Here is a 26,598-nt window from a genome sequence, read left to right on the forward strand (position 1 = left end):
CGCCCTCGGCGAACAGCTGATGAGTGAGCGCTCACTCAGTGCTACGCTCGCGCTCATGTCCACTGCGACGACCACTTCGGCCCCGAGGCCGCCGACGCCGCCGACCCGCCAGGGCCGCGCGAAGCCGATGTCCGTCGACGACCGCCGCGCGGCGATCGCCCGCGCGACCGTCCCGCTCCTGTCGAGCTACGGCCGCGACGTCACCACCCGGCAGATCGCCGAGGCGGCCGGCGTCGCCGAGGGCACGCTCTTCCGCGTCTTCGACGGCAAGGAGGCGATCATCGACGCCGCCGTCGAGGTCTTCCTCGACCCCGAGCCGTTCCGCGAGGCCCTGCGCCGCATCGACCCGGGCCTGCCGCTCGACCTCAAGATGCGGCTCGTCATCGACCGGTTCCAAGACCGCTTCAGCGGCATCTTCGGCGTCTTCGCCGCCCTCGGCGCGCGCCCGCGCCCGCCGCACTCGATCGACCCCGGCGTCATCGTGGGCATCTTCGAGCAGCTGCTCGCCCCCGAGCTCGAGCGACTGCGCGTGCCGCCTGCCGACGTGTTCGCGTTCGTGCGCATCATCGCGTTCTCGTCGGCCATGCCCCAGTTCGCGCAGACCACCGGCCTCGACTCCGACCGGCTCGCCGATCTCATCGTGCACGGCATCGTCGGCCGCCGCGGCGCCGGCGCCGAGGCATCCGCCGTCGATGCCGCGCCACCCGCCAGCGACACCGCCTCGAGGGGAACCGAACCATGCTGACGAAACTCCTCCGCCGATTCCTGCGGCCGTACTGGCCGCTGCTCGTGGCCGTCGTGGCCTTCCAGCTCGTGCAGTCGATCGCCTCGCTCTACCTGCCGAGCCTCAACGCCGACATCATCGACGACGGCGTCGCGACGGGCGACACGGGGTTCATCATCTCGACCGGCGGCGTCATGCTCGGCATCACGCTGCTGCAGGTCGCCGCCGCGATCGCCGCCGTGTACTTCGGCGCGAAGACGGCGATGGGCCTCGGCCGCGACCTCCGCCGTGCGGTGTTCCGCCGGGTCGCCGACTTCTCGGAGCAGGAGGTGTCGCGCTTCGGCGCGGCGAGCCTCATCACCCGCTCGACCAACGACGTGCAGCAGGTGCAGATGCTCGTGCTGATGTCGTGCACGATCCTCGTCTCGGCGCCGATCCTCGCCATCGGCGGCGTCATCATGGCGCTGCGCGAAGACCTCGAGCTGTCGTGGATCATGGTCGTCGCGGTGCCCGTGCTGCTCGTCTCGGTCGGGCTCATCATCAGTCGCATGGTGCCGCTGTTCCAGTCGATGCAGGGCAAGATCGACAGCGTCAACCGCGTGCTGCGCGAGCAGCTCACGGGCATCAGGGTCATCCGCGCCTTCGTGCGCGAGGGCGTCGAGAGCGAGCGCTTCGACACCGCGAACGACGAGCTCACCGACACCGCGCTGCGAGCGGGGCGGCTCTTCGCGCTCGTGTTCCCGATCGTCATGCTCATCCTCAACCTGTCGAGCATCGCCGTGCTCTGGTTCGGCGCCTTCCGCGTCGAGGACGGCTCGATGCAGGTCGGGTCGCTCACGGCATTCCTCAGCTACCTCATCCAGATCCTCATGGCGGTGATGATGGCCACGATGATCGCCTTCCTGCTGCCCCGCGCCGTCGTCTCGGGCGGGCGCATCGGCGAGGTGCTCGACACCGAGTCGACGGTGCACGACCCCGCCGACCCGGTCGCCGCACTCGCCGAGCCCGGCACCGTGGAGTTCCGGGGCGTCAGCTTCGCCTACCCCGGCGCCGAGGAGCCGGTGCTGCACGAGCTCGACTTCACGGCCCGCCCGGGCGAGGTCACCGCGATCATCGGCTCGACCGGCGCCGGCAAGACCACGATCGTGAACCTCGCCGCCCGCCTCTTCGACGCGACGAGTGGCACCGTGCTCGTCGGCGGCGTCGACGTGCGCGAGCTCGACCCCGAGGTGCTCAACGCCCAGTTCGGGCTCGTGCCGCAGAAGCCCTACCTCTTCGCCGGCACCGTCGCCTCGACGTTGAGATACGGCGATCCGGATGCCACGGACGACGAGCTGTGGGCGGCGCTCGAGGTCGCACAGGGTCGCGACTTCGTCGCGGCCATGCCCGGCGGGCTCGACGCGCCGATCGCGCAGGGCGGCACGAACGTCTCGGGCGGGCAGCGGCAGCGGCTCTCGATCGCGCGGGCGCTCGTGAAACGACCGCCGATCTACCTCTTCGACGACTCGTTCTCGGCGCTCGACACGGCGACCGACCAGCGCCTGCGCGCCGCCCTCGACCGCACGATGAGCGACGCGACGATGATCGTCGTCGCCCAGCGGGTCGCCACGATCACGGGGGCCGACCAGATCCTCGTCGTCGAGGACGGCCGCATCACCGCCCGCGGCACGCACGCCGAACTGCTCGAGCGCTCGCAGGCCTACGCCGAGATCGTCGAGAGCCAGCTGAGCGCCGAGGAGGCCGCCGCATGAGCGAGACGCAGAACACTGAGGCATCCGAGCGCCCGGCCGTGCGCCCGCCGGTGCGCCGCGGCCCGATGGGCGGCGGACCGATGGGCGGAATGGGCATGCCCGCCGAGAAGTCGATGAACTTCAGCCCGAACGCGAAGCGGCTCATCGGCCGGCTGAAGCCCGAACGGGCCGCGGTGGTCTTCGTGATCCTGCTCGGCATCGTGAGCGTCGTGCTCAGCGTGCTCGGGCCCAAGATCCTCGGCCAGGCGACGAACCTCATCTTCGAGGGCTTCATCTCGGCCCAGATGCCGGCGGGCGCGACGAAGGAGCAGGTCGTCGAGCAACTGCGCGCCTCGGGCGACACGCAGCAGGCCGACATGGTCTCGTCGATGAGCCTGACGCCGGGCCAGGGCATCGACTTCGGCGCCGTCGCGACGGTGCTGCTCTGGGTGCTCGTGCTGTACGTGTTCTCGGCGCTGTTCGGCTGGGCCCAGGCGTACGTGCTGAACGGGGTCACCCAGCGCACCGTCTACCGCCTGCGGCGCGAAGTCGAGGAGAAGATCCACCGGCTGCCGCTCTCGTACTTCGACAAGATGCAGCGCGGCGAGCTGCTCTCGCGGGTGACGAACGACATCGACAACATCTCGCAGACGCTGCAGCAGACGATGAGCCAGCTGCTCACCTCGCTGCTCACGGTCGTCGGCGTCATGGTCATGATGTTCGTCATCTCGCCGGTGCTCGCGCTCATCGCACTCGTCACGATCCCGTTGACGCTGCTGATCACGACGGTCATCGCGAAGCGTTCGCAGAAGCAGTTCGTCGCGCAGTGGACGCACACCGGCACGCTCAACGCCCGGATCGAGGAGGCCTACTCGGGCCACGCCCTCGTGCGCGTGTTCGGTCGCCGCCGCGAGGTCGAGCAAGGCTTCGACGACAAGAACGAGGAGCTGTACACGGCCAGCTTCGGCGCCCAGTTCGTGAGCGGCATCATCATGCCCGCGATGATGTTCGTGGGCAACCTCGTCTACGTGGCGATCGCGGTCGTCGGCGGGCTCATGGTCGCCGGTGGGTCGATCTCGCTCGGCGACGTGCAGGCGTTCATCCAGTACTCCCGCCAGTTCACGCAGCCGCTGAGCCAGCTCGGCTCCATGGCGAACCTGCTGCAGTCCGGCGTCGCGAGCGCGGAGCGCGTGTTCGAGCTGCTCGACGCCGACGAGGAGGTGCCCGACCCCGTCGAGCCCGAGGCGCCCGAGCAGGGCGCGGGCGAGGCATCCGGTCGCCTGGTCTTCGACGACGTGTCGTTCGCCTACGACCCCGCGAAGCCGCTCATCGAGCACCTCTCGCTCACCGCCGAGCCCGGCCAGTCGATCGCGATCGTCGGCCCGACGGGCGCGGGCAAGACGACGCTCGTGAACCTCATCATGCGCTTCTACGAGCTCGACGGCGGCCGCATCACGCTCGACGGCGTCGACCTCACGCACATGACGCGCGACGAGCTGCGCGGTCGCATGGGCATGGTGCTGCAGGACACCTGGCTGTTCTCGGGCACGATCCGCGAGAACATCGCCTACGGCAGGCCCGACGCCACGGAGGACGAGATCATCGAGGCGGCGCGTGCCACCTACGTCGACCGCTTCGTGCGGAGCCTCCCCGACGGGTACGACACCGTGCTCGACGACGAGGCCTCCAACCTCTCGGCCGGCGAGCGCCAGCTCGTGACGATCGCGCGGGCGTTCCTCGCGCGGCCGTCGGTGCTGATCCTCGACGAGGCGACGAGCTCGGTCGACACTCGCACCGAGCTGCTGCTGCAGCACGCGATGAACGCGCTGCGGGCCGACCGCACCTCGTTCGTGATCGCGCACCGGCTCTCGACGATCCGCGACGCCGACCTCATCCTCGTGATGGAGGCCGGGCGCATCGTCGAGCAGGGCACGCACGCCGGGCTCCTCGCCGCGGGCGGCGCGTACGCGCGGCTCTACCAGGCGCAGTTCGCGGCGCCGGTCGAGGGCGAGGAGGAGCCGGCCGTCGCGTCCTGAGGGGACGCGGCGGGCCGGCGCGCGTCAGCGCGTCAGGGGGTCGTCGTCGGCGGCGTCAGCAGGAACTCGACGAGAGCCGGGTCGCTGAACGCCACGACGTACGTCACGACCATCACGACGAGGAACGCCGCGACGCCGGCGAGCAGCGGGATCCACCACGAGCTCGCGCCGGCGCGCATCCGGGCGCGCGACCACATCAGTGCGCCGACCCAGAGCGCGAACTGCGCGATCACGCCGACGGCGATCGCCACGGGAACCGCCGGCCCGGGGGTGAACTCCTCGGGCGGCGTGGTGCCGAACATCGATGCCGAGAGCGTCAGCGACTCGAGGATGTTCGACGGCATCGCGATGATCGAGAGCGTGTTGTACACGGCGCCCATCGCCCCGAAGACGAGGAGCGCGACCGTCCAGGCGCGATCGGTCGGGCGCGCGACGGCGCCCGGCTGCGGATACGCGGGCGCGGGGGCGCCGAGCGGGGCGCTCGGGGCGGAACCGGCCCCGGCCGGGGCGGCCTCGGCCGCAGGCGTCGAGCCGCCCGAGTACGGATCGGCGGGCGGCTGCCACGTCCACCCCTCGGGGGCGTACTCGCCGTATCTCGGACGAGGCCGCTCGTCGGCGGGCGGCGCGGCGGGCGGCTGCGATGCCGCCGCACCCGTCGCGCCGTCGTCGGGCGTCTGAGCGGCCTCGTCGCGAGTCATCCGGTACTGCCCTTACTTCGAGGTGATCGACTGGCCGGCCGAACCCAGCTGACGGGTCGACTCGCCGACGCGCACCGCCATCGCCGACTCGGCGACCTTGCCCCAGGCGCGCGGGTCGTACTGCTTCTTGTTGCCGACCGAGCCGTCGATCTTCAGCACGCCCTCGTAGTTCGACAGCATGTAGCCCGCGACCGAGCGCGTGTACGCGTACTGCGTGTCGGTGTCGATGTTCATCTTCACGACGCCGTTCGCGACCGCCTCGGCGATCTCGGCGTCGGTCGAGCCCGAGCCGCCGTGGAACACGAGGTCGAGCGGCTTCTCGCCGGTGCCGTACTTGGCCTGCAGGCCGTCCTGGATCTCCTTCAGGAGGGCCGGGCGCAGCTTCACGTTGCCGGGTGCGTAGACGCCGTGCACGTTGCCGAAGGTGAGGGCGGCCATGTAGCGGCCCTGCTCGCCGAGACCGAGCGCCTCGACCGTCGAGATCGCGTCGTCGAGGGTCGTGTAGAGCGCCTCGTTCGATCCCTCGTGCTTGACGCCGTCCTCTTCGCCGCCGACGACGCCGATCTCGACCTCGAGGATCGCGTTGATCGCCTTCATGCGGGGCAGGATCTCCTTCGCGATGTCGAGGTTCTCGTCGAGCGGCACGGCCGAGCCGTCCCACATGTGCGACTGGAAGATCGGGTTGCGGCCCGCCTTCACCTCGGCCTCGGAGGCCTCGATGAGCGGGAAGACGAAGTCGGCGAGGGCCGGCTTCGGGCAGTGGTCGGTGTGCAGGGCCACGGTGATCGGGTACGACTTCGCGACCTCGTGGGCGAAGCGCGCGAACGCGAGGGCACCGGTCGAACGGGCCTTGACGGTGTGGCCCGCGAAGTAGTCGGCGCCGCCCGTGGTCACCTGGATGATGCCGTCGGAACCCGCCTCGGTGAGGCCCTGGAGCACCGCGTTGAGGGTCTGCGAGCTCGAGACGTTGAAGGCGGGGAACGCGAAGCCCTTGGCCTTCGCGGTGTCCAGCATCTCGGCGTACTGCTCGGGGGTGGCGATGGGCATGGTGCTCCTTCGGTGACGACAGTGTGGGTTCGGCACGAGTCTATCGACTTGTCGAGCACCGCTCAGGTGTCGTGACGCGCCCGCGGCGACCTGCCCATTCCTCTCCTGCCAATTTCCTCTTCCCCTTGCCTGTTGCCTGTTGCCTGTTGCCTGTTTCCCCTTGCCCCGCCTCTTCCCCCTTCTCACTCCCGCCTCATCCCCTCGAGATGACAGAAATGGTCGCTCCCGCCCGTGCAGAGCGACCACTTGTGTCATCTCGGATGTCGCGGGGTGTGTTGGGTGGGGTGGGTGTGGACGGGCGACACCGCGGTGAGCGGCAGGATGGGGGCATGACCGGAGCCATCGAACCCGCCGTCCTCGCTTCGATGCTGCGCCCTGCGGTGATCGCCGCAGCGGCCGCGTGCGTGCCGCTCATCGGCGGCGATGACGGCGATGCGCTCGACGGGTCCGCGGTCGCCGCAATGCGGGCCTCGCTCGCCGATCTCGCGGTCGACGGCCGCGTCGTCGTCGGCGAGGGGGAGAAGGACGAGGCGCCGATGCTGCACCTCGGCGAACGCTTCGGGCGCTCCGCCGCGGGCGACCCGGCGATCGACCTCGCCGTGGATCCCGTCGACGGCACCCGGCTCGCCGCAGCCGGTCGGCCCGGTGCGATGGCCGTGATCGCGGCCGCGCCGCGCGGGGCGTTCTTCGACCTCGGGCCCGCGCACTACCTCGAGAAGCTCGTCACCTGGGTTCCCGGGTTGGGGGTCGAAGGCGCCGACGACCGGGTGGCGGGGCGGCCGTTGCTCGAGCTCGTCCCCTCGCTGGTCGCAGCGGCAGCGGTCGCCCGCGGCGTCGCGCCGGGCGACATCCGCATCGCCGTGCAGGATCGCCCGCGCAATCGCCCCTACGTCGACGCGGTGCGCGCGGCGGGCGCCCGGGCCGAGCTGTTCGAGCACGGCGACATCGAGCGCAGCCTGCAGGCGCTGCCGGGCACCGTCGGCGACCCCCGACCAGGCCGACCGCGACTCGACGCCGTGATCGGCATCGGCGGCGCACCCGAGGGCGTGATCGTCGCCGCCGCGGTGCGGGCCCTCGGCGGGTCGATGCTCGGGCGCTTCGCCCCGCAGTCGCGCGCCGAGCACGACCGGGTGCTCGCACACCTCGACGGGCGGCGTGCGATCGACGCGGTCGCCGATCTCGACGAGCTCTGCGCGGCGCCGGCCGCGATCGTGCTCGCCGCGGTCACCGACTGCGAGATCGGCCTGCTGCTGCCGGGCGTTCAGCGGATACCCGCCGGTGTGCGGACGCACTGGTGGTCGGCGCCGGGCGGCGGGCACGGCTGGGCCGATCGTCTCGACGGGTGAGCGCAGGCGTCGATCCGCCCGAGTCCCCGCATTAAGAATGCACATTCTTTCACCGAGGATCGGGTGAAAACCCGGCCGCGCTCGCCGGGTCGTGCCTAGGCTGGAAGCGGACGATCGTCCCTCTCACGCCGGCCTCCGATCGAGGCCGATCGCACGAACTCCGGAGGACCACTCGATGGTGAGCACCGATACCGCCAGCCTCTTCCTGCACCCCGACCGCAACATCGCACTCGAACTGGTGCGCGCGACCGAGGCCGCGGCGATCCGCTCGTACCCGTGGATCGGGCGCGGCGACAAGCTGGGCGCCGACGGTGCGGCGGTCGATGCGATGCGCGCGTTCCTCGGCACCGTGAACTTCGACGGCGTCGTCGTCATCGGCGAGGGCGAGAAGGACGAGGCGCCGATGCTCTTCAACGGCGAGCGCGTCGGCAACGGCCGCGGGCCCGCCTGCGACATCGCCGTCGACCCGATCGACGGCACTTCGCTCACCGCGGCGGGCCGGCAGAACGCGCTCTCGGTCATCGCGGTCTCCGACCGGGGCAGCATGCTCGACGCCTCGAGCGTCTTCTACATGGACAAGATCGTGACGGATGCCTCGGGCATCGGCGTCGTCGACATCCGCAAGCCGATCGGCGAGAACCTCCGCGCGCTCGCCGCGGCGAAGGGCAAGGAGGTCGGCGAGCTCCGCGTCGCCGTGCTCAACCGGCCTCGCCACGAGCAGCTCATCGCCGACATCCGGGCCGCCGGCGCCGGCACCCGCCTCATCAGCGACGGCGACGTCGCGGGCGGCATCAACGCGGCCCGCTACGAGTCGCGCATCGACATGTGCGTCGGCATCGGCGGCAGCCCCGAGGGCATCACGACGGCGTGCGCGATCAAGGCGCTCGGCGGCTTCATGCAGGGACGTCTCGCCCCGAAGGACGACGCCGAGCGCGCCCGCGGCGAGGCCGCCGGCCTCGACTGCGACAAGGTCTACGAGCTCGACGACCTGGTTCGCGGCGACAACACCTTCTTCGTCGCGACGGGCGTGACCGACGGCGAACTCGTCGACGGCGTGCGCAAGAAGGGCCCGATCATCCGCACCGAGTCGATTGTGCTGCGCGGAAAGTCGGGCACGTCGCGGCGCATCGTCGCCGACCACCTCATCGAGAAGTGGCTGCCCGACGCCGACATCTGAGCATCGAGACGCCGAGCGGGCGTCGGACCGACGGAGGTCGGTCCCACGCCCGCTCGGCGTCTGCGCCGACGAGACGGCGCGACGGCGCGTCAGAGGCTGTTGCGGATCTCGTCGTCGATGTCGGCGAGGACGTCGGCGGGTGCGTCGTCGAGCCCGTCTGCGCCGGCCTCGAGCTCGACGGCGTCGATGCTCTCGAGGACGACCTCGATCGCGCCGGGCTCATCGGCGACGGCGGCCTCGAGGGTCTCGACGCCGCGCAGCTTGCGTTCGATCGCCCGCGTGCGCTGCCCGGCCGCCGCGACCGTGTTCTGCGCGGTCTGCAGCTGCTTGCCCAGCTTGTCCCAGACGAGGGCGTACTTGTTGAACTCGGCCTTGGCCGCCCCGAGCACCTGCCACACCTCGGAACTGCGCTTCTCGATGGCGAGGGTGCGGAAGCCCATCTGCAGGCTGTTGAGGAGCGATGCGAGCGTGGCCGGGCCCGTCACGTTCACACGGAAGTCGTTCTGCAGCTTGCTCATGAGCCCCGGGCGACGCACGACCTCGGCGAAGAGGCCCTCGGTCGGCAGGTACATGATCGCGAAGTCGGTGCTCAGCGGCGGCTCGATGTACTTCTCGGCGATGGTCTTCGCCTGGGCGAGCACCGCGCGCTCGAGCGCCTTCGCCGCCGACTCGATCTCGGCCTTCTCGCCGCCCTCTTGCGCCTCGAGCAGGCGCTCGTAGTCTTCTTGGGGGAACTTGGAGTCGATCGGCAGGTAGACCGGTCGATCGCCGTCGGTCTGGCCGGGCAGCTTGACCGCGAACTCGACGTTCTCGCGCGAGTTGGGCTTGATGACGACGTTCTGCTCGTACTGCTCGGGCGTGAGCAGGTCTTCGAGCTGACGCGAGAGCTGCACCTCGCCCCACGTGCCGCGGCTCTTGACGTTCGTGAGCACGCGCTTGAGGCCGCCGACGTCGGTCGCGAGCGTCTTCATCTCGCCGAGGCCGACCTGCACCTGCTCGAGTCGCTCGCTGACCAGCTTGAACGACTCGCCGAGTCGCTTCTCGAGCGTGCCCTGGAGCTTCTCGTCGACCGTCTCGCGCATCTGGTCGAGCTTCGCCTCGTTGCCGGTGCGGAGCTTGTCGAGCTCGTCGCGCATCGACTGCTGCAGCTCGACGTGCTTCGCCGCATTGGCATCGGTCAGCGCCTGCACGCGCTCGGCGTTCACCGCGAGCGCGTCGGTCAGCGCCTTCTGCAGCTTCTCGACGGTGGTGCGCACCTGCTCGAGCTTGTCGTCGTTCGCCGCGCGCAGCGCGTCGAAACGGGTCTCGACCGCGCCCTTGAGCTCGTTCTGCGCGGCCAGCGAGGACTTCGAGGAGGTGTGGAACTTCTCGCTCAGCTCGATGAGCGAGCGATCGACGGTCGTGCGGAGCTCGTCGGACGACGCCTTGCGCGACTCGCGCTCGCGCCCCGACTCCTCGGCCTGGGCGACGGCGGTCGACTGCAGCCGCTGGTCGAGCTGCATCTGCAGCGCGTTGAGCTGCTGGCTCAGCTCGCTGCGCTGCATCGCGAGGTCTTGGCGGAGGTCGCTGCCGCCTGCGCGGACCTCGTCGCGGATCGTCGAGGACAGCTGCGGGTCGCCGGCGACCGCGCCGCGCCGCTGGGCGAGGAGCCGGACGCCGAGCGCGCCGAGCAGGGCGCCCACGATGAGGCCGATGACGAGCAGCAGGATCTCCATGCCATCGAGTGTCGCAGGCGCCGCCGACATCGGGCGGCCGCCGTGCGGCGGGGCGCCTACTGCAGGGCCATCGGGCCGTTCGTCGCGCGATCGGCGGCGGCGGCGACGGGGCCGATCGAGCCGAGCTTCACCCTCGTGATGTGCGCGAGCCGTTCGACGTCGTCGGCGCCGTGGCGATCGGCGGCGTGCACGATGATCGCGGCGCACGCCTCGGCGTCGGCGAGCGCGTCGTGGTGCGAGAATCCCTCGAAGCCGGCCGCCATCGCGGCGACGGGCAGCCGGTACGAGTCGAGGTGGTAGGTGCGCCGCGCCACCTGCAGGCTGCAGAGCGAGCGGTAGTCGGGCACGTCGAGGCCCCACGCCGCCGAGGTCTTGGCGATGACGCCGAGGTCGAACGTCGCGTTGTGCGCCACGAGCACGTCGTCGCCCGCGAACTCGCGGAGCGCCGGCAGATGGGTGCGCCAGTCGGGCGCCCCGTCGACCATCTCGCGCGTGATGCCGTGGATCCGCACGTTCCACTCCGAGAACTCGTCGTGCGGGAAGGGCGGCCGGATGTACCAGTGCACCCGGTCGACGACCTGCCCGTCGCGTACTTTCACGAGCCCCACCGAACAGGCGGAGGCGCCGGAGGAGTTGGCGGTTTCGAAGTCGATCGCGGTGAAGTCCACTGGCACGAGGACATCGTGCCACGCCCCGCCGACGCGGGCGGGCGGCGGGCCGGGCGGGTCACGAGTCCGACCCGGCCGACGGTTCCGGTTGACGGATGCCACGGCACGGCGTGGAATGGACGAGCGACCCGCGCGACGAGAGGACGAGCCCATGAGCGAGGCTTCCGAACGAGGTCCGGGCGAGCTGGTCGTCGATCCCGGAGCCCCCGAGACGCGTCGTTCCGCGAGATCGTTCGGCGCCGCGGCATCCGTCTACCATCAGGCACGCCCCGGCTACCCGGCGGACGCCGTCGAATGGCTCGTCGGCGACGCGAAGCGCGTCCTCGACCTCGGCGCGGGAACCGGCAAGCTGACCGAGGCGCTCGTCGGACTCGACCGCGAGGTGATCGCGGTCGACCCGGTGGAGGAGATGCTCGAGGAGCTCGAGATCGCGGTGCCCGGCGTGCCGCGCATCCTCGGCACCGCCGAGGACATCCCCATCGAGGATGCCTCGGTCGACGCGGTCGTCGCGGGGCAGGCGTGGCACTGGTTCATCCCCGAGCGGGCGATCCCCGAGATCGCGCGCGTGCTGCGCCCAGGGGGAGTGCTCGGGCTCGTCTGGAATTCGCGCGACACGAGCGCCGACTGGCTTCGCGAGGCCGGCGAGATCATGCACGAGCGCCACGACGCGAGCGCGACCTTCGAGTCGTACGTGCAGGTGGGGCGGCCGTTCGGGGCGGTCGAGGAGCACACCGTCGCCTGGGCGAAGCGGATGACGCGAGCCGGGTTCCTCGACCTCGTGCGCTCGCGGAGCTACTTCATCACCGCGAGCGAGTCGGAGCAGGCGTCGACGCTCGTCGCCCTCGAGACCCTGCTCCTCACGCACCCCGATGTCGCGGGCGCAGAGGAGCTCGAGGTGCCGTACCTCACCCGCTGCTTCCGCACCCGGCTCGGCTGAGCCCGGCTGCATCCGCTCAGAACGGGTAGTACGAGAGCATCGGCGCCTTGAGCATGATGATGGTCGTGTCGCCGTCGTCGGCCTGCAGTCCCACCATGTCCGTGGTCTCCCCGCCCGGCGTGGGCGGCACGAGCGACGGGTCGACGGGGTCGACCCGGTAGTCGGATCCGTCATGCACGAGCGGGGTCACCAGGACGACCTCGGACACGGGTGAGCCGACGGTCGGCCCGCTCGCGCTCCGCACCGCGATGCCCTCGATCTCGGGCGCGGCGACCTCGACGAGCGACGGGAGGAAGTAGTCGGCCCTGGGCTTCTCGAGACCGACGGCGTCGCCGAGCGTGAAGTCGCCCCAGGTGTACAGGTCGAAATCGGCGTAGTGCCCGCCCGAGCCGTCGCGCAGCGACATCACGGGGTCGGCGCCGAAGGCCTCGGTGAGGGCTGCGACCGCCGGCGCGACCTCGTCGGGCCAGAGATGAGTGAAGGTCGTGGCTCCGTCGGCGTCGACGAGGCTGAAGCCGCTGCCGTCGACGACGATCTCGGCCGTCTCGGGCTCGGCGGGCTCGGGCGTCGAGCTCGACTCGACCGGTGACTCGGCCGGTGACGGCGTCGTCGCCGGGGCGGGCGCGGTCGCCGCGCATCCGGCCAGCGCGGCGGCGGCGAGGGCGATGAGCGTCAGGCGAAGCATCCTCATGCGCTCAGCATGGCGGAGCCGGACGCGACGACGGGTGACGCTCCGATAACGAATCGGCGGCGTTCCGCGCCGACCTCGCTCCCGGCCGCTCCCCGGTAGACTGTGCCCCCGTGGCTCTCACTATCGGTATCGTCGGTCTGCCCAACGTCGGCAAGTCCACCCTCTTCAACGCCCTGACCAAGAACCAGGTGCTCGCGGCGAACTACCCGTTCGCGACGATCGAGCCCAACGTCGGCGTGGTGAACCTGCCCGACCCGCGACTCGCGACGCTCGCCTCGATCTTCGGTTCCGAGCGCATCCTGCCGGCCGCCGTGTCGTTCGTCGACATCGCCGGCATCGTCCGCGGCGCCTCCGAGGGCGAGGGGCTCGGCAACAAGTTCCTCGCGAACATCCGCGAGGCCGACGCGATCGCGCAGGTCGTGCGCGGCTTCGAAGACGGCGACGTCGTGCACGTCGACGGCAAGGTCGACCCGAAGTCCGACATGGAGACGATCAACACCGAGCTGATCCTCGCCGACCTCGAGACCCTCGAGCGCGCCATCCCGCGCTACGAGAAGGAGATCAAGGGCAAGAAGCTCGACCCGTCGGTGCTCGCCGCAGCCAAGGAAGCGCAGGAGGTGCTGCAGAAGGGCACGCCCCTCTCCGCGGCATCCGTCGACCTCGCGCCCGTCAAGGAACTCGGCCTGCTGACCGCGAAGCCCTTCATCTACGTCTTCAACGTCGACGAGTCGGTGCTCACCGACGACGCGAAGAAGGCCGAGCTCGCCGCGCTCGTCGCCCCCGCCGAGGCCGTGTTCCTCGACGCGAAGATCGAGTCGGAGCTCATCGACCTCGACCCCGAGGAGGCCGCTGAGCTGCTCGCCTCGACGGGTCAGGACGAGTCGGGCCTCGACCAGCTCGCACGCATCGGCTTCAACACCCTGGGTCTGCAGACCTACCTCACCGCCGGCCCCAAGGAGTCGCGCGCGTGGACGATCCACAAGGGCGACAAGGCCCCGCAGGCGGCCGGGGTGATCCACACCGACTTCGAGCGCGGCTTCATCAAGGCCGAGGTCATCTCGTTCGCCGACCTCGTCGAGACCGGCTCGGTCGCCGAGGCCCGTGCGAAGGGCAAGGCCCGCATGGAGGGCAAGGACTACGTCATGCAGGACGGCGACGTGGTGGAGTTCCGCTTCAACGTGTGACCCTCGGATGGAGCGCATCTACGAGGAGCACCATCCCGACTCGCCCGTGCTGGAATGCGTGTGGCAGGCGCATGCGACGCGAGACGAGCGCTACCTCGTGCCGGCGGTCGAGTACTGGGACCTGTGGTTCGCCCGCGAGCCCGATGGGGAGTTGCTCGCCGGACTGGCGGGTCCGACCCTGGGGCACCGCTGGATCCGCTCGACGATCGGAGAGCACAGCTGGGGCATCCAGCTGAAGGCTCACGCCATCCTGCCCGGAGTGAGCAAGCAGCTTCTGCTCGGCGGCGAGCAGCGGCTCGTCGTCGAAGCCGGGCACGTCACGCTTGCGCAGCAGGAGGTGCCGTTCCCGGAGTTCGAGGATCTCGAGGCCTTCGCCGATCGTCTTCTGGAACTCGACGTGCTGCGGAGCGACGACGACGTCCGGCGGATGCTCTCCGGCGATGACGCGGGTTACTCGGAACGGCACCGGCAGCGCCGGGTCCGCGCCGCGACCGGGCTCACGCGCAAGCAGATCGAGCAGCTTTCGCGAGCACGCGAAGCGTTCGCTCTGCTGCTGCAGGGCGTGCCGCCGGTCGAATGCGCTGCACGCTGCGGTTTCGCGGACCAGGCCCATCTGACACGTTCGCTGCGGGCCTTCCACGGCCAGACCCCGGCCACGGTGCTGTCGGGCCGATGATGGCGGGAATGTTCAATACGGCGACCTTCGCTCAGTGATGGACTGTGGGCATCGCATCCACCACGAGGACAGGAGCACACGATGTCTGTACCCGCCGCCCCCGAGGGCTATGCCACGGTCAACCCCTTCATCATCACGAGCGACGCCGATGAGCTCGCTCGGTTCGTCGTCGAGGTGTTCGACGGCGAGGAACGCGCGGAGGCCCGCACCGTCGACGACGACGGCCTCCTTCTGCAGGCTGAGGTTCGCGTCGGCACGACGACCATCATGTTCGCCGAGCGCAAGCCCGACTGGCCCTTCACGCCGAGCCTCCTGCAGGTGTACGTCGATGACCTCGACGCGGTGCTCGAGCGTGCCCTCGCCCGCGACGCACGGCTCATCACGAAGCCGACCGACTTCTTCGGGACCCAGTTCGCCAGGGTCCAGGATGCGAGCGCGAACCTCTGGTGGATCTGGCAGCACGGCGAGCAGGCTTGGGAGGAGACGTCCGGCGAGAGCGACTGGACCGTCGAGGAGCACGGCGAAGGGTGGGGTGAGGTCTCGCCCGAGCTCGCCTACATCCACGACACGCTGCTCGACGCGATGACCGCCCTGCGTGACCCGAAGGGCTGAGAGCGGCATCGTGCCGTCGCCGTCGAGGCCTGCGACGTGCTCCGGACCGGGGTGCCGCTGTCGGCGTCGAAGGTCGAGGCCGTCGACGGGCTCGACGAGTGGGAGGTCCGACACGAGGTCCGCAAGCACGCGCGGGCCCTGCGGTACCTCGCCGAAGCGCTCGGTGACGAGCAGGCTGCGGCCGTCGGCGCGGCACTGCAGGACGCCATCGGCGACCAACGAGATCACCTGCTGCTCGCTCGGTGGCTCGACGACGACGCCGAGGCCGAATCCGACGAATCGATCCGCGGAGTCCGAGATATCGCGCGACGGCGAGCGGAGGAAATGTCGCGAGTTCCGGCTCAGCGCGGCCCACTCGGACGGTCGTGATGCCGTAGCATTCCGAGACGTGACCGAAGGCCAGATCGCCGCTCTCGTATGGGGTCTGTTCGCCATCCCGTTCGGCGCGATGTTCATTGTGAAGCGGGAGGCCATCTCTGCGGCAGCGCGGAAGCAGCGTGAGCAGCAGGGGATCAAGCTCACCGAACGCACGCAGTCGCCGCTGCTGATGGCGTTCGGCGGAGCGGTCCTCGTCTGCGCAGGCGTCGGCATGGTCATCGGCTCGCTCACGGGAGCGATTCGGTGAGTCGACTCGATTCCGCGATCGGCTGGGTCACGACCGGCCGCGGCCGACGTGTTCAGGCGTGGTGGAACATCATCATTTGCGCGTGCATCTTCCTCGGCGCTGCGAGCGTCGGCATCGCGAAGGATCCCATGTTCCTCGTTGTCGCGATCGGCGCGGCGGCGATGGAGGTGCAGTTCATCCGGCAGCTTGTCCGCGTCGGGCGCACACCCGAGCTCGACTCTGATTTCGAGGCTGAGTAGCGGGCGGCTCCGCCGTCAGGTGATATGACTGCGTCGTGCAGGACGAGGACCGGTGTGTTCTTCGGCACGGTCGCGGTCGACGGTGTGAACTCCAGTGGCAGCGAGCGCTCAGTCGGACGCCGGCAGCGCCGGGTAGTCGGTGGGGTAGACCCCGATCGCGAACCCGTACACCGTCTCGCCCGAGCGCGGCAGCCGGTCGAACTCCTCCACGAGCTCGGCCATGCGCCGCCAGAACTCCGAGGCCTGATCCTCCGAGATGCGTGCGTGGCGGATGAAGCCCCAGAGCTTTCCCTCGTCGAAGGCCGCCGCAGACTCGCGGGCGGCGACCACGAAGTCGTTGAAGTCGCCGGACGCCTCGCCGACGGCGGATGACGGCTCCGTCGCGATGGTGAACATGCGCGCGGTGCGACCGTAGAAGCGCTCCTCGATCGCGCGCACCTTCCGCGTGCGCACGACCTGCAGCAGGCCGTTGCGGGCGAGCACATCGACGTGGTGCGCGACCGTGCTCTTCGGGCGGTCGAGGGCGCTCGCCAGCTCGGTGACGGTCGCGGCCCGCTCGTGGAGGAGCTGGAGGATCGTCGTGCGGAGCGGGTGGCCGATCGCCCGAACCTGGGCGGGCTCGGTCAGCGCCATCCGATCGGCGAGCTCGTAGCCGGGAGGGTTGTCCGCCATGACCGAACAGACTAGCATTCTCGAATGATCCAGAATATTCGATCAATCGGAGAAGGGCGCCGCTGACATGGCCGAAGTGCTGCTGTACCACCACATCCAGGGACTCACCGAGGGCGTGCGGGCCTTCGCCGACGAGCTCCGGCAGGACGGCCACACCGTGCACACGCCCGATCTGTTCGACGGCCGCACATTCGACAGCATCGAGGAGGGGTTCGCGTTCGCGAAGGAGGCGGGGTTCGACGCGATCCGTGAGCGCGGCGCGGCCGCCGCCGACGAGCTCGGCCCTGAACTCGTCTACGCCGGGTTCTCCTTCGGCGTGACGATCGCCCAGCGCCTCACGCAGACCCGGCCGGGTGCCCGAGGGGCGCTGCTCATGTACTCCTGCCTTCCGGTCGACGAGTTCGGGGGAGCCTGGCCCGAGGGCGTGCCGGTGCAGATCCACGGCAAGGAGGGCGACGAGTTCTTCGACGAGGACCTGCCGGCCGCGCGCGCGCTCGTCGCCTCCACGAGCGAGGCCGAGCTGTTCGTCTACCCCGGCGACCAGCACCTCTTCGCCGACTCCTCGCTCGGCGCGTACGACCCCGAGGCCGCTGCGCTGCTCACCGAGCGAGTGCGGAGGTTCCTCACCGAGGCCTGACCCGGTTGTGCGACGATGACGAGGTGACCCTCCCGACACCCACACTCGAAACCGAACGACTGCGCCTGCGGCCCTTCGCCGACGCCGACGGCGACGCGCTCTACGCACTGAACAGCGACGCCGAGGTGCTGCGCTACTGGGACTCGCCGCCGTGGACCGACCGGGCGTCGATCGAACGCTTCATGACCGGATGCCGGCGCATGGCGGAGGAGGGCAGCGGTGCGCGCGTCGCGATCGAACGGATCAGCGACGGTTCGTTCGTCGGTTGGGCCACCTTCAACAGCTGGAACCCCGACTTCAGGAGCGCGTCGCTCGGCTACTGCTTCACACAGTCGGCGTGGGGTCACGGCTATGCGACCGAGTCATCCCGTGCACTGCTCGGGTGGGCCTTCGACGCGCTCGACCTCAACCGGGTGCAGTCCGAGACCGACACCCGCAACGTCGCGTCGGCTCGGGTGCTCGAGAAGCTCGGCTTCGAACGCGAGGGCACGTTGCGCGAGGACTGCATCGTCAACGGCGACGTGTCCGACAGCTGGGTGTACGGGCTGTTGCGCCGCGACTGGGAGCGCTGAGCGCGCGAACGGCGAGCCGCGCGGACTCAGGCGGCTGCGAGCACGGACGCGGCGTCGAGCGCCACGGCCGCGGCACGGCGTCCCTCGGCGATGAGGCGCGGGGCATCCGACATCGTCCACTGCGCCATGCCCTCCATCTCGGGCTGGACGAGCACGACCGAGGGGTCGCGCACGAGGTCGGCGGTGCGGCTCACCGTCCGCATCATGCGGACGTTCTCGAACTTCGCATGCAGGCGCACGACGACGACCTCCGAGGCGCCGAGCTCGCGGGCGGCGGCGAACGGCACGTTGTCGACCATGCCGCCGTCGGCGAGCAGCGCACCGTGGCGACGGACGGGTGCGAGCAGGCCCGGTACCGCGATGGTCGACCGCAGCGCGACGCTCAGCGGCCCGCGGTCGATGATCACCGCGCGCCGGGTGCGGAGGTCGGTGGCGACCGCGCCGAAGCGTCGCGGCAGCTCTTCGATCAGCGGATCGCAGCCGAACACGCGCCGGACGGCGTCGTCGATCGCACGAGAGTCGAGCAGCCCCAGCCGCGGAGCGAACGACCAGCGGGCGATCTGCCGCCAACGGAAGTCGAGGGCGACGCGTTCGATCTGCGTCGCGTCGAAGCCGGCCGCGTAGGCGGCGGCGATCAGCGCGCCGGAGCTCGTACCGACCGCGATGCCGGGGCGGATGCCACGGGCCTCGAGCTCGTGCAGCACGCCGACGTGTGCTGCCCCGAACGCGGCGCCGCCGCTCAGGGTGAGGCCGAGGGCGGGGTCGTCGCTCGCGATCACGTCCGGTTCTCCGATCTGTCTGCGCTCGACCGTAGCCTGCCCATGCCGGGTGATGCTGTGCGGTGGCGGTGAGAACCCTGAGTGCGGGGTGCAGCCCGAGGGCTCGAGACGAGGGAGCGGGTCGAGCCGGTCACTCCGCCAGGGTGAGCGCCGCGAAGGGCGCCAGCGGCACGATACCCGTTGCCGCCGCGGCGAGATCCGCATCGGCGGTGATCAAGGCGTCGGCCTGCAACGAGGCGACGGCGAGGTACTCCGCGAGCGGGGTGTCGGCCCAGTCGAGCCGGGCGGCGAGCTTCCAGGCGACCGCGCGCGACACCCGGTCGCCGAGGAGGCGGATCTTCAGCTCGGCCAGTCGTTCGAGCAGCTCGCGGCCGGCGCGCTCGTCGAGTCGGCCTTCGTGCACCTCGCGGTAGAGCAGCGAGAGCACGTGCGAACGCAGCACCGCAGGTGCGACGAGTCGGTGGCCCTCGTGCGGCGTGACGCCGTCGCGGATGACACGGAGGGCTGTTTCGGTATCGATCGCGTAGCGCGTCATGCGCCCATCGTGTCAGGTGGTGCAGTGCGCGGGGAACATGCACCGGCCTCGGAGCCGTGCGGGTCAGCGCCCCTGACGCTTCTTGTAGGGCTTCGGCTGCCCCTTGACGATCGGGGCGCGGCCCTTGCCCTTCGACGCCTTCGCCTTGCCGCCGGACTTCACCGTCGACTTCTCGACGGGCGGGGGAGCCGCAGCGACCCGAGCCTCGGCTTCGGGGAGGAACGCGGCGCCGACCTCGGTCAGTCGGGTCGGTGCCTGCCGGGTGAGGAGCGGGTGGCCGACCTCGGTCTCGAGCTTCTCGATCGAGGTGTAGAGCGAGGCCAGCGGGATGCCGAGACGCTCGGCCGCGCGCGGGAAGTGCAACTCCTCGGCGACGGCGATGAATCGTCGGAGATCGGCGATCTTCACGGGAGGCCCTTCGTCAGTCCGCGCGTACCGCGGTGGTCTCAGGGTACGTGAGTTCGGGCTCGATCCCACCGAGCACGGCGGCCGTCGTGTCACCCGTGTCCCGTAGTCTGCGGTGATGCCAGCCAGAGCCCGAGCGGTCGGGGCGACGACGGTCGACCTCCCCGCGCCGATCCCCGAGGACGCCCCACGGTACTTCGGCACCGTCACGCGAGTGCTCGGCTCGTGTCACCTGCTCACGTCGTGGGTCGAGGGGAGGGCGACGTCGAAGCTCGGCGTGCTCGACCTCGACGACGGCACGTGGCGGGTCGGCGGAGGACTCCGCAGCCCGATTCGCGCGGCGCTCGCGCTTCCCGGCGATCGTGCGCTGCTGCTCGGCGACTACGGGCTCGTCGAGTTCGATCTCGGAGCCCTCGAGGTCGTCCGCAGCCTGACGGCGAAGATCGGCAAGCACAACAGCCTCCTGCGCTTCGACGAGGACGACCCCGGTCGCGTCGTCGTCGGCAACCGCGTCGGCTCCACGGAGGTGCTCGTGTCACTCGAGTCGCTGAGCTTCGCCGGTCGCCGGCGACGGCGCGTCGCCGCAGTCGAGCCGATCGGCACCGAGGCGGCCGCTGCCGGCATCCAGCGCGTGCTCCTGCGCGAGGCCGGCCTGCTCGTCGGCGCCACGAACGCCGAGCGGGGAGCCCCGCAGCAGCTGGTCGTCGTCTCCGGCGACGGCGAGACGCTGGCCAGGGCCGATCTCCCCGACGGTGTCGAGAGCGCCCACCTCGTGCGCGACGGCGTCATCGCCGCCGCGCCCGACCTCGGCCCCGCTCGGGGGCTCACGGCGGTGACCGGGCTGTTCGAGATGCAGGGCGGAGCGGCCGCCGCGGGCGGAGCCCGCGACCGCGATTCGACGCTCGAGGCGCTCGTCACCGCGGCGACGAGATCGGCCGAGGCGATCCTGCGGCAGCGTGCACGCCGCACCCCGCCGCGCACGGTCGTCCGAGGCATCCGTCTCGAAGCGGGCGACGAGCTCACGGATGTCTCCGCAGCGCGGATCACGCTCGACGGCTGCGATGTCGCGCGGGCCGGCACCGGCGGCGAGCGGGCTCGTCTCGCCCGAGTGCAGGTCACCGACCTCGAGATCCGATCGGCGTCGGTGAGCGGCGCCGTGCTGGAGGACGTCGTCGTCGACGGGCTCCGCAACACGACCGACTTCGGGTTCGTGTTCGGTTGCGAGCTGAGGCGGGTGACGCTTCGCGGCCGTATCCGTCACCTCGTCCTCAACCCCGAACTGCATGACCCCGACCCCGCGGTCGGGCATCGCTACGCCGAGTGGCATCGCGCCCGACTCGAGGACCCCGAGTGGATGCTCGACCTCCGTGACGCCACCGGCGACATCGAGATCCGCGGCTATCCCTCGCGGTTCATCCGACGCAATCCCGAGCTCCATGCCGTCGTCACCGCGGAGTCGCTGGCGACGTCCGACTGGCGCTCGATCGATGGCGGGCGGTCGGTGCTCCACATCACCCTCGAGTTCGCCGAGAGGCACGGATGGGAGGACGCGGTCCTGGTCGTCGATCCGCACGGGCGGGCGGCCGACGACGATTTCCGATTCATCCGCGAACTCCGCGCTCGCGGCATCGCCGAGCCCGACTGATGGTGACGTCGCAGGAGGTTCGCGAGCGCTACGGCGCCCGTGCGGGCGAGTACACCGCCCTGCTCGGCTCGGTCGACGACCTGGCCGAACAGGATCGCGAGCTGATCGCACGCTGGGCGGAGAGCATCGGCGGCAGCGCGATCGACGCCGGGTGCGGGCCGGGGCACTGGACGAGGTTCCTGCACGACCGCGGGGTCGAGGTCGTCGGCATCGACCTCGTGCCCGAGTTCGTCGACATCGCCGCCCGGCGCTTCCCCGACCTCGACTTCCGCACCGGCGAGCTCGGCTCGCTGCCCGTCGAGGATGCCTCGCTCGGCGGACTGCTCTCGTGGTACTCGATCATCCACACCGAGCCCCACGCGGTGCCGGCCGTGCTCGACGAGTTCGCGCGGTGCCTCCGGCCCGGGGCGACGCTCCTCCTCGGCTTCGTCGACGGCGAACGGCTCGAGCCATTCGACCACGCGGTCGTCACCGCGTATCGCTGGCCGACCCGCGAGATGGAACGCACGCTCGTCGCCTCGGGCTTCGACGTCGTCGAGACGCACGCGCGCCACGACGCGGGCAGTCGTCCGCACGCGGCGATCCTCGCGCGACGTCGCGCGGCCTGAGCGAGCTCGGCCTCAGGCCCCCCGCCGACGCCTCACCGGAGGTCGCCGAGCCGTGCGGCGATGCCCTGCTGTGCGCCGACCCGCCGCTCGCTCGTCACGGCGATGATGAGCAGCACCGCGCCGACGACGGCGAGGGTGATCCACCACGGCATCGACTCGATGCCGCGCCCGATCTGCACGGCGAAGACGACGACGTTCTCGATCGGCAGCACGATGATGCCGATGAGGAACGGCGCCGCGAGCTTGCGGGCCGAGCCGACGAGGATCGCGGTGAGCGCGAACACGATGACGAGGATGGCCCGCCAGGTCTGCGGGTCGGTGAACGTCGCGGTGATGGACGCGGAGAGCAGCACCACGAGGCCGGGCGCGAGGAGCGCCCACGAGCCGCTCGGGCCCGCCGGCCAGGCGGTGAGCCGTGCGGCGATCGAGTCTCCTGCCGGCGATCCGGACGTCGTCGCCGGCTCACCGGCGCGCCGCAGCGCGACGACGCCCGCCGCGAGCAGGAAGAGCCCGAGCGGCACCGAGAACCACTCGACGCGCAGTTCGCGCGGGCTCCACGCGACCACCGAGGTCACGAACGCGAGCGCGAACAGGAACCACACGGGCGGCAGGCTCGTGCGCGCGGCGAACGAACGCACCGCGGCGACCAGCATGACCATGAGCAGGGCGAGCATGAGCGCCCACATCGACCAGATCTCGGGCCATTCGGCACGGATCGCCGGCCAGGCCGCGACGGCGACGAACACGAACGCCGGCGCGGTGAGCCAGCGCGAGCGCGACAGCGCCGAACCCGGTGCGGCCGCGGCTCCGATCGCGCGAGCTGCGGCGGCGGCGGCGGCAGCGCCGAGCAGCCCGACGCCGGCGCAGACGAGCATGAGCGGGACGGCACTCGCCGACATCGCGGGCATGCCGTCGAGGCCGAGGCGGACGCCCTGCAGCGCTGCCCCGGAGGCGGCGACGATCGCGGCCGCGAACACGGCCGGTCGCAGCGACCGGAGTCGTGAGCGGCGAGCGGGGCCCGCCGGAGCGGCGGGGGAGCCGCTCGTGCGGCCGAGCAGCAGCCCGACCGCGACGAGCAGCCACGCCGTGCCGATCATCGCCCAGCTGCGCACGTCGGCGGCGAGGCTGCCGCCGCCGGAGGGGATCGAGAGGGCCACGGCGGCGAGCGTGGGCACGATCGCGACCAGCAGGCCGGATGCCACGAGTGCCACGCCGCGCGCACCGCGGAGGACGAGCACCGCTCCCACGAACGCCGCGCCGATCCCGGGCGGCACGAGGTAGGCCTCGATGTCGGTGACCCCGGCGAGGCCCCAGGCGCTCCAGAGCGCGCCCGTGAAGCTCGCCCCCGCGAGCCACCAGCCGAGCCGGCGGCGCTGCACGACGGCCATCGCCGTCGCGCCGAGCCCGAGGATGACGAAGACGGTGAACGTCGTCTCGAGTCCGGCGGCACTGCGCAGGAGCGAGAGCAGCACGGCGATCGCGCCGGTTGCGAGCGTCGAGGCCTCGATGGCGATGCGCGCGGCACGGGACGGCGCCGTGCCGAGCCCGTGGCGTTCGAGCGCGCGTCCGATCGCCGTGCTCGCGGGCAGCACGGCGGCGACGAGCACCGCGATGACGGGCAGCACGACCGGCGAGGCGCTGCCGGCGAGCACCTCGGCGCCGAGGCAGACCACGACGACCGCGGCGCTCGGCACGACGAGCGCCGCCGCGGCGGCACGCAGTGCGATGCCGAGGCCGGGGCGTCTCGTGACGACGAGCGCGACGGCGAGGAGGAGCATGAGCCCGGTCGACAGCGCCGTCCACCCGCTGCGCTCGAACATCACCTGCACGATCCCGATGCCGAACGGCACGGCGGCGACCGCGAGGATCGCCCACCACGACCGCGCGCCGATGCGCGGCAGGAACGTCGCGACGATCGCCACGAGCAGGCCGGCGGCGGTCGTGAGGCACCACTGCGCGATGCCCGCGAGCTCCGTCGTGCCGAGCACGGTCGCGACGACGGTGAGCGCGTAGGCGAAGCCGGCGCCGACGTACAGGAACCGGAGCCCGGCAGGGGCCACGAGTGCGAGGGCGGCGACCCCGACGAGCACTGCGATGCCGGCCCACGGCTGCGTCGAGGCATCCGTGCTCGCGACGAACGCGCCGAGCACGACCGCGAGGTGCGCGCCGCCGCGGAGTGCGACGCCGACGAGCGTGCGCCGGCCGAGGACGGCGACGAACCGGAGGAGGGCGGCGACGCCGAGCACGAGGGCCAGCGCGATCGCGATGCGCACGCCGATCGCGAGGGCCGGCACGCAGGCGAGCTGCAACCAGGCGAGCATGCCGAGCAGCACCGCGACGGTGCCGAACGGGCCGTCGACCGCGATCGCGGCGGCCGACGCGGGTGCGGCGTCGCGCGCGGGCATCTCGCGTGCGCGACGGCGGGACGAGATCACGGCGAGCGCCCCGGCGCCGAGCGCGGCCGCGGCACACGACGAGGCCACGGCGACGAGGTCGCCGGGCGCCTCGAGCGGCAGTCCGCCGGGCACGGGCGAGAGCCTGCCCGCCAGGGTCACGAGCACCGTCACGATCCCGGCGAACGCCGGCGCGACGACGGCTGCCCCGGCGGCGACGAGGGCGCCCGCGCCGAATGCGCCGGGCACGAGCCGGGGCAGTCCCGGCATCGACAGCCACGCCGCGATGACGCCGAGCTGCGCGCCCGCGACGAGCACCACGAGCATCCAGGGCTCCGGCATGCGGTCGAGTCCGAGGCCGAACGGCAGCAGCGCGACCGAGACGACGCCGGCGAATCCGGCGACCGTGCTCCAGAGGCCCCGTGCCGGGTGCCGTGCGGAGAGCACGCCGAGCACCGTGACGGCGGCGAACGCCCCCGACGCGAGGAGCCAGTGCGTCGTGCTCGACGAGGTGGCGACGAACGGCAGCAGCACGAGGGCGAGCGGGACCGCCGCGACCTGCATCGCGGTGAGGGTTCGCTGCTCGGCGAGGAGCTCGGTGCCGAAGCGCCGGGCCGCACGACGGGCGAGTGCGACGAGCGCGAACGCGGTGAAGGCGGCGCCGAGGTGTCCGGCCAGTGCGGTACCGGCCGTGGCGCCCGCGTACCCGAACATCGCCGGCACCGCGGTGAGGGCGACCAGCGAGGTCCAGAGCCAGACGCGGATACGCGCGAGCAGCCCCATCGCCGCCATCACCGCACCGCCGACGAGCGTGCCGACCGCCGCAGCAGACCACGCGCTCGCCGGAGCGGCCGCGAGCTCGACGAACGACGAGACGTCGAGGGCGACGAACACGAGGCCGAGCCCGCCGACCGACTCGGCCGAGAAGCGCAGGCCTCGCCGGGCGAGCCACCAGGCGCCGCCGAGGAACACCAGGGTGATCGCCGCGATGATCGCGCTGCGGGCGCCGTGGTCGGTGAGGTCGGGGTTGAAGAAGGTGAACACGACGGCCGCGACCGCGAGCAGCCCGGCGCCCGCGACCGCGAGCACCGACTGCACGGTCGCGGTCGACTCGCGGCGGGACGGCGGCGGCGTCACGGGCGCGGCCGCCGCATGGTCGGACGTCGCGGCCGCCGCTGCGGTCACGGCGGGCGCCGCGGCATCCGCCTGCCTCGTCGTGGCGGCCGGGACGGTCGCCGCGATCCGTTCGACGACCGCCTGCCGGGCGCCGATCGCGTTCGCGGCCTGCACGGAGGCGGCCGCGAGCTCGGCGGCGAGCGCGGCGTCGATCACCGCGCCGCACGTCGGGCAGCGCCCCTCGCGCAGTCGATCGCGTGCGCACACCGGGCATGCGGTGGCATCGAGCAGGTATGCCGCGGCGGCGTCGCTCCAGCCGCGGGCGGGGGAGACGACGGGAAGGGTCATGCCGACACCGTCGATTCGGGCCGGGTCGGGGCGTCCGCGCCGTCGTCGGGCACCCAGCGCAGGATGTCGCCGGGCTGGCACTCGAGCACGCGGCAGATGGCGTCGAGCGTCGAGAAGCGCACGGCCTTCGCGCGCCCGTTCTTCAGCACCGAGACGTTGACCGGGGTGATGTCGATCGCGGCCGCGAGGTCGGCGACCGACATCTTGCGGCGGGCGAGCTCGACGTCGAGGTCGATCACGATGGCCATCAGACGACCTCGGAGAGGTCGTGCTGCAGCTGCGCCGCGTTGGTCAGCAGCCCTCGCATGACCCCGACGAGGAGGGCCAGTCCCGAGCCGACGACGATGCCGAGCGCGCAGAGCAGCTGCACCGACGGGTTCGCGACCCCCGCGGCGAACAGGAGCACGCCGGCGACGGCGATGAGCAGGGTCGCGGCGATGATCGACGCGAGGATGAGGTCGACCCAGCGGAACGCGTCCGAGCCGAAGATGCTCTGCTCGCCCACCATCGAGAGGAGCCGCCAGACGCAGAGCATGACGACCTCGACGCAGGCGAGGAACAGCACGGCGATCACGATGCCCGGAACCTGGAGGCCGGCGAGCTCGGGGTAGTCGGCGGCGAGGTTCTGCGCCGTGCCCGGCACGAGGAACAGCTGGCAGGAGAGCAGCAGCAGGAGCATCACGGCGATGAGGGCCTTGAGCACGATGAGGGTGGGCCGTTGCATGTGATTCCTATCGATAATCGGTAGACACCTATCGAGAAACGATACACATGGGCCGCCGA

Annotated in this window: 28 protein-coding genes; 16 read left to right on the forward strand and 12 right to left on the reverse strand. The window is 71.3% G+C overall.

Going from position 1 to position 26,598, the window contains the following annotated elements; all coding sequences use genetic code 11:
- The first annotated feature begins 55 nt into the window (after nucleotides 1-55).
- The 3 genes from ACFVSL_RS08670 to ACFVSL_RS08680 are packed head-to-tail and all read left to right on the forward strand — an operon-like array spanning nucleotide 56 to nucleotide 4,490.
- Nucleotides 56-745, forward strand: coding sequence for a TetR/AcrR family transcriptional regulator (locus tag ACFVSL_RS08670; RefSeq protein WP_386940219.1), 690 nt, complete (start codon nucleotides 56-58; stop codon nucleotides 743-745).
- A complete protein-coding gene (locus ACFVSL_RS08675; protein WP_386940220.1) occupies nucleotides 739-2,475 on the forward strand; it encodes an ABC transporter ATP-binding protein in 1,737 nt (578 codons plus the stop codon). Before ACFVSL_RS08670 ends, ACFVSL_RS08675 begins: the two co-directional genes overlap by 7 nt.
- On the forward strand, nucleotides 2,472-4,490 hold the full coding sequence (locus tag ACFVSL_RS08680) for an ABC transporter ATP-binding protein (RefSeq protein WP_386940222.1): 2,019 nt from the start codon (nucleotides 2,472-2,474) through the stop codon (nucleotides 4,488-4,490). The genes ACFVSL_RS08675 and ACFVSL_RS08680 overlap by 4 nt, the downstream gene beginning before the upstream one ends.
- A 32-nt stretch (nucleotides 4,491-4,522) precedes the next feature.
- Here ACFVSL_RS08680 and ACFVSL_RS08685 read toward each other — a convergent pair whose 3' ends face one another.
- Nucleotides 4,523-5,188: a DUF6264 family protein gene (locus ACFVSL_RS08685; RefSeq protein WP_386940223.1), complete on the reverse strand. Its 666-nt coding sequence runs from the start codon at nucleotides 5,186-5,188 to the stop codon at nucleotides 4,523-4,525.
- Between the two features lie 12 nt (nucleotides 5,189-5,200).
- Nucleotides 5,201-6,235, reverse strand: a complete 1,035-nt coding sequence (fbaA, locus tag ACFVSL_RS08690; protein ID WP_386940224.1) for a class II fructose-bisphosphate aldolase — start codon at nucleotides 6,233-6,235, stop codon at nucleotides 5,201-5,203.
- A gap of 329 nt (nucleotides 6,236-6,564) precedes the next feature.
- Between fbaA and ACFVSL_RS08695 the strand changes: the two genes are divergently transcribed.
- The gene (locus ACFVSL_RS08695; RefSeq protein ID WP_386940226.1) at nucleotides 6,565-7,581 is read left to right on the forward strand and encodes a fructose-bisphosphatase class II; all 1,017 of its coding nucleotides are present in this window, start codon (nucleotides 6,565-6,567) and stop codon (nucleotides 7,579-7,581) included.
- Nucleotides 7,582-7,756: 175 nt separating this feature from the next.
- Nucleotides 7,757-8,758, forward strand: a complete 1,002-nt coding sequence (gene glpX / locus ACFVSL_RS08700; protein WP_386940228.1) for a class II fructose-bisphosphatase — start codon at nucleotides 7,757-7,759, stop codon at nucleotides 8,756-8,758.
- Between the two features lie 89 nt (nucleotides 8,759-8,847).
- On the opposite strand, the gene rmuC is transcribed toward glpX, so the two are convergent.
- Nucleotides 8,848-10,473: a DNA recombination protein RmuC gene (gene rmuC, locus ACFVSL_RS08705; RefSeq protein ID WP_386940230.1), complete on the reverse strand. Its 1,626-nt coding sequence runs from the start codon at nucleotides 10,471-10,473 to the stop codon at nucleotides 8,848-8,850.
- Between the two features lie 56 nt (nucleotides 10,474-10,529).
- Nucleotides 10,530-11,147, reverse strand: coding sequence for a 3'-5' exonuclease (locus tag ACFVSL_RS08710; protein ID WP_386940232.1), 618 nt, complete (start codon nucleotides 11,145-11,147; stop codon nucleotides 10,530-10,532).
- A gap of 145 nt (nucleotides 11,148-11,292) precedes the next feature.
- On the opposite strand from ACFVSL_RS08710, the gene ACFVSL_RS08715 reads away from it, so the two are divergent.
- Nucleotides 11,293-12,078, forward strand: a complete 786-nt coding sequence (locus ACFVSL_RS08715; RefSeq protein WP_386940233.1) for a class I SAM-dependent methyltransferase — start codon at nucleotides 11,293-11,295, stop codon at nucleotides 12,076-12,078.
- Nucleotides 12,079-12,094: 16 nt separating this feature from the next.
- Here ACFVSL_RS08715 and ACFVSL_RS08720 read toward each other — a convergent pair whose 3' ends face one another.
- Nucleotides 12,095-12,769: a hypothetical protein gene (locus ACFVSL_RS08720; RefSeq protein ID WP_386940234.1), complete on the reverse strand. Its 675-nt coding sequence runs from the start codon at nucleotides 12,767-12,769 to the stop codon at nucleotides 12,095-12,097.
- A gap of 110 nt (nucleotides 12,770-12,879) precedes the next feature.
- Between ACFVSL_RS08720 and ychF the strand changes: the two genes are divergently transcribed.
- The 6 genes from ychF to ACFVSL_RS08750 all read left to right on the forward strand — a co-directional run bounded on the left by ychF (nucleotide 12,880) and on the right by ACFVSL_RS08750 (nucleotide 16,105).
- Complete coding sequence (ychF, locus tag ACFVSL_RS08725; RefSeq protein ID WP_386940235.1) at nucleotides 12,880-13,953, forward strand: redox-regulated ATPase YchF; 1,074 nt, start codon at nucleotides 12,880-12,882, stop codon at nucleotides 13,951-13,953.
- Nucleotides 13,954-13,960: 7 nt separating this feature from the next.
- A complete protein-coding gene (locus tag ACFVSL_RS08730) occupies nucleotides 13,961-14,629 on the forward strand; it encodes a helix-turn-helix domain-containing protein (RefSeq protein WP_386940237.1) in 669 nt (222 codons plus the stop codon).
- 81 nt (nucleotides 14,630-14,710) lie between these two features.
- Nucleotides 14,711-15,241: a VOC family protein gene (locus ACFVSL_RS08735; protein ID WP_386940238.1), complete on the forward strand. Its 531-nt coding sequence runs from the start codon at nucleotides 14,711-14,713 to the stop codon at nucleotides 15,239-15,241.
- A gap of 36 nt (nucleotides 15,242-15,277) precedes the next feature.
- Entirely contained in the window at nucleotides 15,278-15,610 is a 333-nt protein-coding gene (locus ACFVSL_RS08740; RefSeq protein WP_386940240.1) for a hypothetical protein, read from the forward strand.
- A 19-nt stretch (nucleotides 15,611-15,629) separates the two neighbouring features.
- Nucleotides 15,630-15,866, forward strand: a complete 237-nt coding sequence (locus ACFVSL_RS08745; RefSeq protein WP_386940241.1) for a hypothetical protein — start codon at nucleotides 15,630-15,632, stop codon at nucleotides 15,864-15,866.
- Nucleotides 15,863-16,105, forward strand: coding sequence for a hypothetical protein (locus ACFVSL_RS08750; protein WP_386940242.1), 243 nt, complete (start codon nucleotides 15,863-15,865; stop codon nucleotides 16,103-16,105). Before ACFVSL_RS08745 ends, ACFVSL_RS08750 begins: the two co-directional genes overlap by 4 nt.
- 108 nt (nucleotides 16,106-16,213) lie before the next feature.
- Here the strand turns inward: ACFVSL_RS08750 and ACFVSL_RS08755 are convergent, their stop codons facing one another.
- Nucleotides 16,214-16,777 carry an ArsR/SmtB family transcription factor gene (locus ACFVSL_RS08755; RefSeq protein ID WP_386940244.1) on the reverse strand — a complete coding sequence of 188 codons (564 nt, stop codon included), beginning with the start codon at nucleotides 16,775-16,777 and terminating at the stop codon, nucleotides 16,214-16,216.
- Nucleotides 16,778-16,844: 67 nt separating this feature from the next.
- Here ACFVSL_RS08755 and ACFVSL_RS08760 point away from each other — a divergent pair, with 67 nt between their 5' ends.
- Nucleotides 16,845-17,414: a dienelactone hydrolase family protein gene (locus ACFVSL_RS08760; RefSeq protein WP_386940246.1), complete on the forward strand. Its 570-nt coding sequence runs from the start codon at nucleotides 16,845-16,847 to the stop codon at nucleotides 17,412-17,414.
- 23 nt (nucleotides 17,415-17,437) lie between these two features.
- The gene (locus ACFVSL_RS08765) at nucleotides 17,438-17,986 is read left to right on the forward strand and encodes a GNAT family N-acetyltransferase (RefSeq protein ID WP_386940247.1); all 549 of its coding nucleotides are present in this window, start codon (nucleotides 17,438-17,440) and stop codon (nucleotides 17,984-17,986) included.
- Between the two features lie 26 nt (nucleotides 17,987-18,012).
- Here the strand turns inward: ACFVSL_RS08765 and ACFVSL_RS08770 are convergent, their stop codons facing one another.
- From ACFVSL_RS08770 to ACFVSL_RS08780, 3 genes are all read right to left on the reverse strand, one after another.
- Complete coding sequence (locus tag ACFVSL_RS08770) at nucleotides 18,013-18,765, reverse strand: patatin-like phospholipase family protein (protein WP_386940249.1); 753 nt, start codon at nucleotides 18,763-18,765, stop codon at nucleotides 18,013-18,015.
- A 130-nt stretch (nucleotides 18,766-18,895) separates the two neighbouring features.
- Nucleotides 18,896-19,300, reverse strand: a complete 405-nt coding sequence (locus ACFVSL_RS08775) for a hypothetical protein (RefSeq protein ID WP_386940251.1) — start codon at nucleotides 19,298-19,300, stop codon at nucleotides 18,896-18,898.
- Nucleotides 19,301-19,363: 63 nt separating this feature from the next.
- Nucleotides 19,364-19,708 (reverse strand): LysR family transcriptional regulator, encoded by a 345-nt coding sequence (locus ACFVSL_RS08780; protein WP_386940252.1) that lies wholly within the window; start codon nucleotides 19,706-19,708, stop codon nucleotides 19,364-19,366.
- A gap of 115 nt (nucleotides 19,709-19,823) precedes the next feature.
- On the opposite strand from ACFVSL_RS08780, the gene ACFVSL_RS08785 reads away from it, so the two are divergent.
- Nucleotides 19,824-21,350: a hypothetical protein gene (locus ACFVSL_RS08785; protein ID WP_386940254.1), complete on the forward strand. Its 1,527-nt coding sequence runs from the start codon at nucleotides 19,824-19,826 to the stop codon at nucleotides 21,348-21,350.
- Nucleotides 21,350-21,958 (forward strand): class I SAM-dependent DNA methyltransferase, encoded by a 609-nt coding sequence (locus ACFVSL_RS08790; RefSeq protein WP_386940255.1) that lies wholly within the window; start codon nucleotides 21,350-21,352, stop codon nucleotides 21,956-21,958. Before ACFVSL_RS08785 ends, ACFVSL_RS08790 begins: the two co-directional genes overlap by 1 nt.
- Nucleotides 21,959-21,990: 32 nt before the next feature.
- Here the strand turns inward: ACFVSL_RS08790 and ACFVSL_RS08795 are convergent, their stop codons facing one another.
- The 3 genes from ACFVSL_RS08795 to ACFVSL_RS08805 are packed head-to-tail and all read right to left on the reverse strand — an operon-like array spanning nucleotide 21,991 to nucleotide 26,539.
- A complete protein-coding gene (locus ACFVSL_RS08795) occupies nucleotides 21,991-25,815 on the reverse strand; it encodes an SCO7613 C-terminal domain-containing membrane protein (protein WP_386940257.1) in 3,825 nt (1,274 codons plus the stop codon).
- Entirely contained in the window at nucleotides 25,812-26,063 is a 252-nt protein-coding gene (locus tag ACFVSL_RS08800; RefSeq protein ID WP_386940258.1) for a helix-turn-helix domain-containing protein, read from the reverse strand. The genes ACFVSL_RS08795 and ACFVSL_RS08800 overlap by 4 nt, the downstream gene beginning before the upstream one ends.
- Nucleotides 26,063-26,539 carry a DUF2975 domain-containing protein gene (locus tag ACFVSL_RS08805; RefSeq protein WP_386940260.1) on the reverse strand — a complete coding sequence of 159 codons (477 nt, stop codon included), beginning with the start codon at nucleotides 26,537-26,539 and terminating at the stop codon, nucleotides 26,063-26,065. The genes ACFVSL_RS08800 and ACFVSL_RS08805 overlap by 1 nt, the downstream gene beginning before the upstream one ends.
- Between the last annotated feature and the right edge of the window lie 59 nt (nucleotides 26,540-26,598).

The organism is Agromyces sp. NPDC058064, assembly GCF_042885275.1.
GTDB lineage: Bacteria > Actinomycetota > Actinomycetes > Actinomycetales > Microbacteriaceae > Agromyces.